This is a genomic window from Catenulispora sp. GAS73 (assembly GCF_041262085.1).
Lineage (GTDB): Bacteria > Actinomycetota > Actinomycetes > Streptomycetales > Catenulisporaceae > Catenulispora.
Genome location: NZ_JBGCCM010000041.1, coordinates 38,262 through 49,757 on the forward strand (window position 1 = coordinate 38,262; position 11,496 = coordinate 49,757).

General features: G+C 67.8%; 13 protein-coding genes. 3 read left to right on the forward strand and 10 right to left on the reverse strand.

What is annotated here, in order from left to right; translation table 11 throughout:
* Positions 1–8 precede the first annotated feature (8 nt).
* A complete protein-coding gene (locus ABH935_RS42170) occupies positions 9–887 on the forward strand; it encodes a methylenetetrahydrofolate reductase (protein ID WP_370383606.1) in 879 nt (292 codons plus the stop codon).
* A gap of 16 nt (positions 888–903) precedes the next feature.
* The gene (purU, locus tag ABH935_RS42175) at positions 904–1,758 is read left to right on the forward strand and encodes a formyltetrahydrofolate deformylase (protein ID WP_370383607.1); all 855 of its coding nucleotides are present in this window, start codon (positions 904–906) and stop codon (positions 1,756–1,758) included.
* A 64-nt stretch (positions 1,759–1,822) separates the two neighbouring features.
* On the opposite strand, the gene ABH935_RS42180 is transcribed toward purU, so the two are convergent.
* The 10 genes from ABH935_RS42180 to ABH935_RS42225 form a co-directional block, all read right to left on the reverse strand.
* Positions 1,823–2,809 carry a fumarylacetoacetate hydrolase family protein gene (locus ABH935_RS42180; RefSeq protein ID WP_370383608.1) on the reverse strand — a complete coding sequence of 329 codons (987 nt, stop codon included), beginning with the start codon at positions 2,807–2,809 and terminating at the stop codon, positions 1,823–1,825.
* Between the two features lie 131 nt (positions 2,810–2,940).
* Positions 2,941–3,672 (reverse strand): SDR family oxidoreductase, encoded by a 732-nt coding sequence (locus tag ABH935_RS42185; RefSeq protein WP_370383609.1) that lies wholly within the window; start codon positions 3,670–3,672, stop codon positions 2,941–2,943.
* A gap of 15 nt (positions 3,673–3,687) precedes the next feature.
* Positions 3,688–5,199, reverse strand: coding sequence for a bifunctional 3-(3-hydroxy-phenyl)propionate/3-hydroxycinnamic acid hydroxylase (locus ABH935_RS42190; protein WP_370383610.1), 1,512 nt, complete (start codon positions 5,197–5,199; stop codon positions 3,688–3,690).
* Positions 5,200–5,209: 10 nt separating this feature from the next.
* Positions 5,210–5,632, reverse strand: a complete 423-nt coding sequence (locus ABH935_RS42195; protein ID WP_370383611.1) for a YciI family protein — start codon at positions 5,630–5,632, stop codon at positions 5,210–5,212.
* Positions 5,633–5,644: 12 nt separating this feature from the next.
* The gene (locus tag ABH935_RS42200) at positions 5,645–6,457 is read right to left on the reverse strand and encodes an SMP-30/gluconolactonase/LRE family protein (RefSeq protein ID WP_370383612.1); all 813 of its coding nucleotides are present in this window, start codon (positions 6,455–6,457) and stop codon (positions 5,645–5,647) included.
* A 25-nt stretch (positions 6,458–6,482) separates the two neighbouring features.
* Entirely contained in the window at positions 6,483–7,412 is a 930-nt protein-coding gene (locus ABH935_RS42205; RefSeq protein ID WP_370383613.1) for a VOC family protein, read from the reverse strand.
* 15 nt (positions 7,413–7,427) lie between these two features.
* Positions 7,428–8,312, reverse strand: a complete 885-nt coding sequence (locus ABH935_RS42210; protein ID WP_370383614.1) for a fumarylacetoacetate hydrolase family protein — start codon at positions 8,310–8,312, stop codon at positions 7,428–7,430.
* 39 nt (positions 8,313–8,351) lie between these two features.
* Complete coding sequence (locus ABH935_RS42215; RefSeq protein ID WP_370383615.1) at positions 8,352–9,281, reverse strand: glycine/sarcosine/betaine reductase selenoprotein B family protein; 930 nt, start codon at positions 9,279–9,281, stop codon at positions 8,352–8,354.
* A 287-nt stretch (positions 9,282–9,568) separates the two neighbouring features.
* Positions 9,569–10,120 carry an RICIN domain-containing protein gene (locus ABH935_RS42220; RefSeq protein WP_370383616.1) on the reverse strand — a complete coding sequence of 184 codons (552 nt, stop codon included), beginning with the start codon at positions 10,118–10,120 and terminating at the stop codon, positions 9,569–9,571.
* A gap of 263 nt (positions 10,121–10,383) precedes the next feature.
* Positions 10,384–10,746, reverse strand: a complete 363-nt coding sequence (locus ABH935_RS42225; RefSeq protein ID WP_370383617.1) for a DUF4267 domain-containing protein — start codon at positions 10,744–10,746, stop codon at positions 10,384–10,386.
* Positions 10,747–10,871: 125 nt separating this feature from the next.
* On the opposite strand from ABH935_RS42225, the gene ABH935_RS42230 reads away from it, so the two are divergent.
* Positions 10,872–11,402, forward strand: a complete 531-nt coding sequence (locus ABH935_RS42230) for a TetR/AcrR family transcriptional regulator (protein ID WP_370383618.1) — start codon at positions 10,872–10,874, stop codon at positions 11,400–11,402.
* Positions 11,403–11,496 lie beyond the last annotated feature (94 nt).

Here is an 11,496-nt window from a genome sequence, read left to right on the forward strand (position 1 = left end):
CCACGACCATGTCCCTGACATCATCGACATCATCACAGAACCCGCTCACCGCCGACCGTCTCCTTGCGGACGCGACGATCGAGGTCATCCCGCTCAAAGGCGCCGGGGACCAGATCCAGGCCGCGCCCGCCGACGCCACGGTGGCCATCACCTGCTCGCCGAAGTTCGGCTTGGACCGCACTGTCCAGTTCTGTGCCGTCGCCACCGGCTCCGGCCGACGGGTGGTACCGCACCTCGCCGCCCGCATGGTGCCCAGCCGCCGGGCGCTCACCGATTTCGTCAGCCAGATCCAGGACCTCGGCATCACCGACCTGTATGTGATCGGCGGCGATGGCGAGCGGCCAGCCGGCCCTTATAGCGAGGCCGGCCAGGTCCTGCAGGACCTGCAGGAGCACGGCCACACGCTGACGAGGCTGGGCGTCGGCTGCTACCCCGAGGGGCATCCGCTCATCGACGACGACCGGCTGTGGGTGGCCCTGGAACGCAAGCAACAGCTGGCCACCTACATGGTCAGCCAAATGTGCTTCGACGCTGTGGCCGTCCGTGACTGGCTCGCCCGAGCCCGACAGCGCGGCATCTCGCTCCCGCTGCGGGCAGGCGTCGCCGGGCCGGTGAAGGTCGCCAAGCTGGCCGAGCTGTCGCTCAGGATCGGGGTCGGCCAGTCACTCCGCTACCTGCGCAAGCAGCACGGCATGGTCGGCAACGTCCTGCGCGGCCGCGCGTACGACCCGAGCCCGTTCGTCTCCGCGATCGCCGGGACGGCCGGAATCGAAGGGCTCCACATCTTCAGCTTCAACCAGGTTCCCGAGTACGTCGCCTGGCGGGACGCCCGCCGGGACAGTGGCGACGGCCGCGCCGCGGTAGGTGCCACGCAGGTTCCGCAGTAGGTAAGGAGACCAGATCTTGAGCGACGTCATCATCACCCTGTCGTGCCCGGACCAGCCCGGGATCGTCCGCGCCGTCTCCGGATTCGTGGCCGATCAGGGCTGCACCATCACCGAGAGCCATCAGTTCATCGACGGTGACTCCTCGCGCTTGTACATGCGCCTGGCGTTCCAGGCCGCCCACGGCGCCACTCCCGGTATCGGCCCGCTGAGCAGCGAATTCGCCGAGGTGGCCCGAGAGTTCCTGATGACCTGGAAGATCACCGACGCCACCCGGCGCGCCCGCCTGATCATCATGGTGAGCAAGTTCGGCCACTGTCTCAACGACCTGCTCTACCGGGTCAAGGTCGGCCAGCTCAACGCCGAGATCGCAGCCGTGGTGTCCAACCACCGCGACCTTGAGCAGCTGGCGACGGCCGCGGGCGTGCCGTTCGTGCACGTGCCGGTCACCGCGGCCACCAAGCCCGAGGCCGAGGCGGAGCTGCTCCGGCTCGTGGACGCCCTCGATGTCGACCTGGTCGTCCTGGCCCGCTACATGCAGATCCTTTCCGCTGGCCTGTGCGCCAAGCTTGAGGGACGGGCCATCAACATCCACCACTCGATGCTGCCGAGCTTCAAGGGCGCCAAGCCGTACCAGCAGGCCTATCACCGGGGAGTGAAGCTGGTGGGCGCCACCGCCCACTACGTCACCTCCGACCTCGACGAGGGGCCCATCATCGAGCAGGAGGTACAACGCGTCGACCACGCTATGGACGCTGCCGGTGTGACCGCGCTGGGCCGCGACACCGAATCGCTGGCCCTGGCCCGCGCCGTCCAGTGGCACCTGGAGAACCGGGTCATGCTCGACGGGCGCCGGACGGTCGTGTTCCGATGAGGCCCGGGCCGGATGCCGGCCGAAGGCGCCCAGACTTCGCCGGGCTCACCGAGCTCGCCGGCGGTCACGACGCGCCGCCGGTGCCCGTCCACGGGCGCGGCCGCCGAGGCTGCCCCACCCGGGCCTTCGGCACAGCCACCGGCTCAGCGCCGGCGACGATCCGGTTCGACACCGCGCCGATCCCCTCGGCGACCAGCGTCACGACGTCACCCGGCCGCAACGGCGCGGGGGTCTGGCTGCCGGTGTGGGCCCAGTATTCGAGCAGACAGCCGGCGCCGCAGGTCCCTGAGGCGAGGACATCGCCGGGCAGCAGCTGGGCGCCGCGCGAGGCGAACGCGACCAGTTCCTCGAACGACCACGCCATGTTGGCCGACGTGTCCCCGCCGCCCGGCAGCGGAACGCCGTTGAGCTCCGCGTGCATCTCCAGTGCCAGCCGGCCGTCGCGACGGTGCGGCGCCAGCTCGTCGGCGGTGACGATCCACGGCCCGAGGGTGTTGGCGAAGTCCTTGCCCTTCACCGGCCCCAGGCCGACCGGCATCACCGGCGCCATCAGGTCCCGTGCCGACCAGTCGTTGAACAGCGTGTATCCGGCGATGTGCCCGGCCGCTTGCTCGGGACTCAGGTCCCGGCCGGGCTTGCCGATGACGGCGGCGAGTTCGAGTTCGAAGTCCAGCATCCGGCACCCCGGCGGCACCGCGACCGGTTCGTCCGGGCCGACCACCGCGTTGGTGTTGGAGAAGTAGAACAGCGGCTGGTCGTACCAGGCAGGGCTCGGCGCTTTCGCGCCGAGGAGCTTCAGGCTGCCTTCGAAGTGTTCTTCGAAGGTGAGGAAGTCCCGCAGCGTCCCGGGTTGTACCGGCGCGAGCAGCCGCACCTGGGACAGCGGGCGCGGCTCGCCCTCGCGGGCCTGGTCGACGAGCTCCGCGCGCCGCGCCGGCGCGGCGGCCAGCACCTCGAACTGAGAGGTACCCGCGACCAGCGGCTGAACCCGGTCACCGGTGACGACTCCCAGCCTGACCCCCTCGTCGATCTCGATTCGCGCCAGCTTCATGCGCTCTTCCCCTTCGCTGTACTCGACGACGATCCGGTACCGAATTCGAAGGCGGCGATGCCGCCGAACTGCTTCAACCGGTGCGCATACGCACCGCGTCCAGTCCGAAAGGCCCGCCGCCGGCCGGCGTGCTAGAGCAAGTGCGCTCCGGCGTCCACGACGAGGTTCTCGCCGGTGACTCCCTGACAGGTCAGCAGGAACAGCACCGCCGCGACGATGTCGCTGGGAGCGGGCAGCCGTTTGGCGGGCGTGCGCTGGCGCTGCGCTTCGAAGAACTCGGCCATGACCGGGTCGGCGTTGTCGATCGCCTCCGTCCCCGCGACCGAGCCGGGCGTGATGGCGTTCACCCGCACCGGAGCGAGCTCGACCGCGAGCGAGTTGACCAGGCCGATGACCGCGGAGTTGGCCATCGACATCGTCGTGGACCCCGGTGAGGGGCGCCACATGGACAGGCCGCTGAACAGCACGACGGAGCCGTCCGGGTCGAACTTGGGCAGCGCGTGCGCGACGGCGTTCGCGTAGCCGACCGTCTTGATGAGCATCATGCGTGCGGCGGCATCCGCGCGGAAGTCGGCCGCGGTGTTCTTGTCGCGTTCGATCGCGGTGATCACCAGGTGGTCGACCGCGTCGAGGTCGGTGAACAAGCGGCGAAGGGCGGCGTCGTCCAACAGATCGCAGGCCAGCCCGCGAGCCCGCGGGCCGAGTTCGGCGGCGCGGGCCTCGGCGGCGTGCGCGTCCCGCCCGGTGACCGTCACTCGCGCGCCTTGTTCTGCCGCGGTGCGGGCCAGTTCGAACCCCAGGCCGCGCGCTCCGCCGATAACGAGGAGGTGTGCGTCTTTCCTGAGCATCGCGTTCATCTTCATGCCAGTCCTCTCCTTCTACGACGCCGGCACAGCGGACGGCTGCAACGTGGTCGCGAGCGCGGCGACCAGAGCGTCCAGTTCGGCTGAGTCGCCCGCGGCCCCGAAGAGGTACCGATCGGGCCTGATGATCACGGCCGCTGCTCCCAGACTCCTCACCCAGTCGCGGACTTCCCCGGAGAACTCCTGGAGAACCTGCGCGTCGAGCGACTCCAGCAACGCCTTCGTCCGGTCGGAGGTGCCGGACAGAACCGCGGAATCCCCTACCACGGCGAAGCGGTAGCCCACGAAGTCGTCGAGGAGTTGGCCGCTCGCGGTTCTCGGCTGGGCGCTCAGCGTTCCGGCGAGTTCGTTCGTGTCGTCCCGGACGCCGGGGCCCAGACGCGGGCGCAACGCCTCCGCTCGCACCACGGGTGGCTCGTCCGCCGACGCCACCAGAGCCTCGATCTTGTTCGCCCACTCTGCGGCCAGCGTCGTGTACGCGCCCACATGCGGTCTGCGCTCGGTCTCGTAGGTGTCCAACAGATCGATCGGCGAGTCGCCCCGGATCACGCGGCCGAGCTTCCAGGCCAGATTGGTGGCGTCCCGGATGCCGGAACACATCCCCTGGCCCAGGTGGGGTGGCATGGTGTGGGCGGAGTCCCCGGCCAGGAGAAGCCGGCCGGCGCGCCACGGGGTAGCCGTGAGCGACCGCCACTCGTAGACGTCGCAACGGAGAATCCGGTACTCGTCCGGGCTGAACCACGGCGACAGGACTTCGTAGGCCTTCTCGGTGCGCTCGAAGGCCGCCGAATCGTCGTCGGGGCGAAGCATCAGCTCGAACCGCAGCCGCGGCGCGGCGATCGGCGCGAACGTCAACGGGTTGCGGATCGCGCCCTGGATGAAGGCATCGCGGCCGGCGAGCTCGTCCTTGGCGACGAAGGGAATGATGTCGATGATCAGTGAGCGGTGGGTCGCGTTGTGATCGATCTGCGTACTGCCCATGAGCTCGCGCACGCTGGAGTTGGCGCCGTCACACCCCACCACGAACGATGCCCTGATCTGGCGGTCCTGGGCGGTGGCGATCTCGCGGACGTCCACCAGCACGCTGTCGCCCGCGTCCTTCAGCGTCGTGACCTCCCAGCCGAAGTACGTGCCAGCCTTGGCGTAGTTATACGCGTAGCCGCGCAACACGGCCTCGAAGTCGGGCTGGTGGAACATGTAGTCCGACTGCCACCCCTGCTCGGTGCGGCCCCGGTGCCAGTCGAATTCCATCACCGTGCGCCACTGGGAGTCGTAGTGGCGGTACATGCCCACCATCGAGAAATCCTTCTCCAGGTGCTGAAGACCGAGTGTCTGGAACGCCCTCATCGTCTCGTCGTCGACGTGTGTCGCGCGCGGACGGGCCATCGGCATCCGGCCGCGGTCGATGATGGCGACTCGCAGACCTTCCAGCTCAAGGAGGCGCCCGAGCGCCAGACCTGTTGTCCCGCAACCGATCACGGCTACGTCGACATCGGTGGCGGCCTCGCCGTCGACCCTGCTGTCCATGTCAGGCTCCTCAATCAAGGCTGATCGTGTCGGCGAACAGGCTGAAGGAGAGTCGGATGGTTCCTTCGTTCAGCTGCCACCCGTGCACGGTGTTCACGCGCAGGCCCGCGCGGTGGAAAGGTTCTGTATCGGAGATGGCCGCCGCCGCTTCCAGGGACGACGCCCTGATGATGGCGGTGCCGCTGCCGTCCCAGTCTTCGCCGGCGGCGTTGGCGCCGGACAGGAACAAGACGCCGTTCTCCTCCTGCTCCTTGAGCCAGAGAATGTGTTCCCTGAGATGGGGTGCCAGGTACTCCATCGGCGATTCCACGGCGTGCACCATGTCCATGTGCACCATGTACAGCTGCACCTGACGCAGTTGTCGCAGGTGGTCTTCTAGGCTGAACGAATCCTCTGCGGGATCGGGCAGGTTCTCGTCTCCGGCGGTCGTCATTTCCGATGCTCCTCAGGGGTTTGCGGCCAGTTCGTATATTTCGACATGGGATCTCAGGGTCTTGTTGGCGACGGCCTCCAGGACCGAGACGCCGCCGGTCTCGGCCACGGTCACGAACAGCCGTCCGTCAGGGCCGAGACAGCACGCGACCGGTTGGCCCTCTCCCGTGCTGATCTGGCGCAGCGGACCGGATCGGGCGATGAGGACGACCGCATGGGCGGTGAGCGTGCAGACCCAGACGCCGTCCGCCGCGGCGCAGATCCCGTCGGGGCGCGCTTCGGGGTGCACGACCGCGGCGAGGTCGGCGAACAGCCTCCGGTCAGTGAGCTGTCCGTCCGCACCGATGGTGAAGGCGGTCAGGCGCTGGGCCCAGGTTTCCGCGACGACGAGGGTGGCGCCGTCATCGATGATCGCCAGCCCGTTCGGGAATTCGAGGTCTTCGGCCGCCACCGTCGCCCGTCCGTCGGGCGTGACATGGATCAGTCGGCCTGGCCGCGGCTGTTCCCCGAGGTGGGCGGCGTACCCGACATCGTCCACGTAGAGAGCGCCGTGGTGATCGCCGACCATGTCTCCCAACGGTCCCGCGGCGACCGCGGACAGGTCCGCATACGCCCCGAAGCCGGTTCCGTCCCAGAGCCCGACTCGCTTTTCGCGCATGATCGCGCCGACCAGGCGGCCGTCGGGAAGGAACCACAAGCCGTTCGACTGCGCGGCCAGCGGCGTGAACGTCCAGGCGCCGCCGCTGTCGGTCCAGATCCCGCCCTGCTGCGGATCCGAGACCCACAGCGCTCCCTCATTCCATCGTGGGCCTTCGCCCAACGTCATCCCATCGCCGTATGGCCTCATGGCGTCAGCCGGCCGCGCTGTGGGCGCCGGTCATGTGCGCCGCGAGGTCCTCCGGGTCGACGAAAGACGGCGGAGGCGGCGGCCCCCAACTCAACAGGGCCTTGTCGTCCTCCCAGACCCGGGGCGACCACAGCGAGTCGTCGATGATGCAGTCGAGGTCGGAGTAGTACTCGGAGAATGTTCCGGCCGGATCCCGGAGGTACCAGAAGAAGTTGGAGCCGATGAAGTGGCGTCCCAGCCCCCAGGCGTGGCGTTCGGGATGGTCCTGAAGCATCGCCATCGCGCCGCGCCCGATCTCGTCGACGTCGTCGACCTGCCAGGAGGTGTGGTGCAGGTAGTTGACCGGCGCCCGCGTGACCAACACGTTGTGGTGGTCGGTCGAGCATCGCAGGAACGCCGCCGCGTCACGGACCTCGTCGGACACCTTCAGGCCGAAGCCGTCGGTGAAGAAGTGCTGGGAGGCGGCCTGGTCGGTGGACCCGATCACGACGTGGCCGAGCCTGCGGGGCCGTACCGCGCTTTCCCGCAGGATCCCGGGCGCGCGGGCTTCCGGTCGCCTGACCAGTCCCGGCTGGTTGTAGCCCGCCTCCGGGGCCGGCCGCTGGATCAGCCGCCGGGTCACCTTGGCGGTGACCCGCACGCCGGTGACCGGCTCGACGGCCGTCACGACTTCGTCGGTCATCTGGGAGACAGCGAAATCAAAGCGCCGCAGTCGGCCGGCGATGCGGCCGATATCGTCGAAGTCGTCGACCCCTATCTCGATCCGCAGCAGCTGCCGGTACGGCGCCGGCACCAGGCGGAGCTGCCGGCCGCCGTCGGTCGTCGACAGCCAGCCGTCGTCCTCGCCGGTCAGCCCGAAGTCCTCGTAGTAACCGCGGACAGCCTCGACCTCCGGTACGCCGACGGTCAGCGAGTTCAGGTTGTGAAGACCCATGTGCCGTCTCCTCATTCAGGGCTTTGAGATGGTCTGCGAGACGTGCCGCGGGCCTTCGGCGAACGTGTTGCGAAGGCGGCCGACACCGGAGATCCAGGTCTCCAGGACGTCCCCCGGTGCGAGATAGCGCTGCGGCGACCGGGCGTGGCCGACGCCGGAAGGCGTGCCGGTGAACACGATGTCGCCTGGAGTCAGCGGAAGAATCGCCGACAGTCGTTCGATGAGCACGGCGACGGAGAAGATGAGCTGGCTCGTGCGGGCCCGCTGTACGACCTCGCCGTTGACACTGCAGCCGATCTCCAGGTCCTCGCGGTCGGCCAGCTCATCGGGCGTGACGATCTCCGGCCCGATCGGGGCGAACCCGGGAAAGGACTTGCCGATGCTGAACTGTGGCGGGGTGCCGACCAGCTGACGGGTCCGCTCGGACAGGTCCTGCCCGACCGTGACGCCCGCGACATGGTCCCAGGCCCGAACCGCCTGGACGGCGACGGCCCGCCGGCCGATGACGACGACCAACTCCGCCTCCCAGTCCACGGTCGCCGTCGGCAGCTTCACCTCGTCGTTGGGGCCGGCGAGGCACGTCGGGAACTTGGTGAACACGGCCGGTTCCGGCGGTGGCGGCAGGCGGCTCTCGCCGGCGTGGTCGGCGTAGTTCAACCCGATCGCGAACACCTGCGAGGGACGCGGCACCGGCGCTTTGAGTCGGCTCGGGTCGAAGGGCTCGACCAATGACCGGGCGTGCGCCGCCCGCGAGCGGTCGGCCCAGGCCACGAACTCGTCCCAGCGGGCGAACACGGCCTGCGGATCCGCGGCGAACCGGCCATCGCTGGCCTTCTCCACGTCGATGACGCCGTCGGGGTGCTTGAGCACAAGCCGGCCATCAAGATTTGCGATACGCATGCGGCGCACTTCCTCTTCTGTTCGACACAGTGCCGACGCTCAGCAGGCACACCGGACGGCGAACTCCCGCTCGTTCCCGCCGCCCAGAACCTGCGTGTGGGCCGCCGCATTCGCCAGGACCGAGCCGCGGATCGCGTTGTCCAGGCGGTAAACGTCCGCGACAAGGTCTTCCCAGTCCCGGCTGCCGTCCGCGTCCCACTGGAACGGCAGCCGCTTCAGCTCCCAGTCCGACCCGGCCTGCTCGGCGAACTCCAGCGCGGCCTTGACGATCTCCCGCTGCTGCGTCTTCTCCCGCGGCCGACCAGCCGGACACCCCAGCGGGAAGTCCAGGAACGAGGCACGAGGCGGCTTCAGAAAGGTGGCCTGCTTGTACAAGGTGGTGATGCTGGTGGTCGGGATCCCCCGATTCTCGATCGCCCGGGCCAGGACCCCGAAGGCCACGTGGCACTGCGGACAGAACGGCACCACCAGTACCAAGTCGACCCCCATGGCCTGGAACTCCTCGACGATCCGGGGAGCCACCTCGGTCGCCAACTCGTCGAACTGGCTGATCGAGCCGACCATCGACACCGCGTTCGCCGCGTACCGGCCGATGACGCCGTCCCGCTCCAGATCGAGCATCGTGTCCCTCGGGTAGGCCACGTTGGGGTCGGCGAGCGCGAAGGCACGGATCGGCGTCATGTGCCCGAACAGCACGTCGTCCAGGTCGCGCTCCCTGGGCAGCAGCCGGTAGGAAAGGTCGCTGTGCTGCCGGAGCCGCGGCTGGTCCGGAAAGTAGGCGCCGCAGGACACCAGCAGCCCGACCGTGGCCTCCCGCAGCGGGACCCGCATCGGCGTCAGCGCGGGCGGATCGAAGTCGGGCAGCGGTTCGGGCTCGATGCCCAGCACGTTCCTGAGCAGCATGTCCGGATCGAACACCGGGAAACCGGGATCCGCCGGGGCGGAAGTCGTCTGAATGAGGTCGGTCACGATCATCACCTCAGGAGGAAGCGGCTGAATACGTTCCGGGAGGCAGGAAGTGCCTGGGAAACAGACGCTACGAGCGGCTTCGCGTCGAACCGAGTCACTGACCGAAGGTGGGGGTGACAGTTAGCGAACCGCGGGCTCTGACCGCAGGAACCTCGAAAATGGTGAAAGCGGCCTCCTTGTGGGCGTGTGCTCTTGGTCGAACACACAACATCACCTGGAGACCGCTTCCTCGTCAGGGCAATGAGAAACCTCGACACGAAACGATCATGCCGGGTTGAACGAGAAGCTTAAGTCTGGCGCCACTGCTGGTCATTGTTGCCGTTGCAGTCCCACTGGATCGCGGGCGTGCCTTCGGCGGGGTTGTTGCCATTTATTCCGAGGCACTTCTGGAAGTTGGTGTTGTAGTTTTGGATATGGCCGCCATTCGGAAACGGAACCCATCTCCAATTCTGGTCGGGGCCGTCCCAGCAGTCCCACTGGATTACGGCCGCGCCGTTCGCGGTGCTCTCGTTGAGGACTCCAAGGCACTTGTTGGAGTTCTGGTTGACGAACTCGCAACCACCGCTATTTGGCTGGCAGTACATCTGCCAGGCTTGGTCGGGTTGGCCGTCGCACGGCCACTGGACCGCTTCCGCGCCGTTGGCCTTGCTTTCGTTGAGGATTCCGAGGCACTCGTTCCAGCCGTTCCTGATCTCATACCCGTAAGGGTTACCGCCGAACGCGGCCAGGTGCGGGCTGGGCTTGATCGTCGCGGAGGCCTGGGATGTCGTCATAACCCCAATGCCGAGGGCGAACAGCACGGCCGCGAGGGCGGCCACTAGCGGGTTTGTCTTCTTCAAGGAAAGCCTCTTCATGGTCGTTACGAAGCACCGCCAGGTTTGTTCTCGCGCTTAGCCGGGTCAGGCCGTTGGCCGGCGTCGGTATTGGCGAGCCTAGCCGGGCTCAATGGTGTTCCAGAAAGCCTGCGGCTTTCCGTTGAGCTTGACGAGGAAACCTGCCTGGTGGGTCAACGGTCCGTGCTGAGCGCGGCATTGAGACTGGTGTCGGCGCACTCGTTGCGGTGAAGAGCGAAGTACGGCTGAGTAGTCATGCGACTGCGTTTCTAAGCGAGCGCGAGGACGAGGCCGACGGCGATGAGGAGCGCGGCCGTGACGGCATGAACAGTCAGTGCCTGGCGGAGGGTTCCTCCGTTGGTCCGGACGATGATCGCGTCTCCGATCGGGGTGATCGCCGCGGCGAGCATGGCCCAGCCGAAGACGTGGATGCCGGCAGCCGCGAGGACTACGAGTGGCACCACTCCGGAGGTGATGTCGCGGACGCCCTTAATGCTGGTCAAGGCGCGGAGGCTGTCTTCGGGCACGCCGAAGCCGGCCATGGCGACCTTGGGGGCCAGCAGGAACCGGCCGCCGATGAACGCGATGAGGGTGCAGCCGAGGAGTGCGACGACGAGAGCGGCGACCGTCATGAGGATTCCTTTCAACGTTAGCTAACATCGTTCTCTAACGACGTTAGCACACGTCTGCCCGGCGCGCCTCCCGAGTGGGCCGCCGTTAGCTAACGCCGATATGTAACAGCGCTATGATCATTGCCATGTCCCCCAAGCCCGCACCCGACCTGGAACTGCGACGCGATCAGACCATCCGCATCGCACGAGAGCTCGCCGAATCAGAGGGCTGGGCGGCGGTGACGATGCGCGGGGTGGCCTCTCGGCTCGGCGTCACACAGCCGGTGCTCTACTCGGTCTTCACCGGTCGACAGGCGATCATCGACGCCGTGGCCCTCACCGGATTCGCCGAAATCGCCGAAGCACTTGAAGCGGTAGACGCCGAGCCCATGGCGCGCATGCGCGCCTACCTGGAGTTCGCCGTGGCGCGGCCCTACCTCTACGAAGCCATGTTCTCGATGCCCTCGAACCTGGGGTTCGGCACCGAGAACGCCCCCGAACCGCTTCGGCGTGCCTTCGCGGCGATTCACGAGACCTTCCCGGGCCCCGACCACAGCAGGGCGGAAGTCGCCTGGGCAACTCTGCACGGCCTGGCCACCCTGCAGATGGGCGGGCGCCAGCCGCGATCGCGCGTGCAAAGCCGCCTGGAATACGCCCACCACATACTGACCCAGTGAAACCAGGCGTTTCACCCGGACGCGACGAGCAAACCGGCTACGCCTTACGGTCCGGCCTCGAAGAACCGATCCGCCAGGCCATAGCGTCGCGGCG

What these genes read in the sequence shown, in the direction of transcription:
- ABH935_RS42170 (WP_370383606.1), top strand. Translation starts at nt 9, where the DNA reads ATGTCCCTGACATCATCGACATCATCACAGAACCCGCTCACCGCCGAC.
- ABH935_RS42180 (WP_370383608.1), bottom strand. Translation starts at nt 2,809, where the DNA reads ATGAAGCTGGCGCGAATCGAGATCGACGAGGGGGTCAGGCTGGGAGTC.
- ABH935_RS42185 (WP_370383609.1), bottom strand. Translation starts at nt 3,672, where the DNA reads ATGAAGATGAACGCGATGCTCAGGAAAGACGCACACCTCCTCGTTATC.
- ABH935_RS42190 (WP_370383610.1), bottom strand. Translation starts at nt 5,199, where the DNA reads ATGGACAGCAGGGTCGACGGCGAGGCCGCCACCGATGTCGACGTAGCC.
- ABH935_RS42195 (WP_370383611.1), bottom strand. Translation starts at nt 5,632, where the DNA reads ATGACGACCGCCGGAGACGAGAACCTGCCCGATCCCGCAGAGGATTCG.
- ABH935_RS42200 (WP_370383612.1), bottom strand. Translation starts at nt 6,457, where the DNA reads ATGACGTTGGGCGAAGGCCCACGATGGAATGAGGGAGCGCTGTGGGTC.
- ABH935_RS42205 (WP_370383613.1), bottom strand. Translation starts at nt 7,412, where the DNA reads ATGGGTCTTCACAACCTGAACTCGCTGACCGTCGGCGTACCGGAGGTC.
- ABH935_RS42210 (WP_370383614.1), bottom strand. Translation starts at nt 8,312, where the DNA reads ATGCGTATCGCAAATCTTGATGGCCGGCTTGTGCTCAAGCACCCCGAC.
- ABH935_RS42225 (WP_370383617.1), bottom strand. Translation starts at nt 10,746, where the DNA reads ATGACGGTCGCCGCTCTCGTCGTCGCACTCCTCGGCTGCACCCTCATC.
- ABH935_RS42230 (WP_370383618.1), top strand. Translation starts at nt 10,872, where the DNA reads ATGTCCCCCAAGCCCGCACCCGACCTGGAACTGCGACGCGATCAGACC.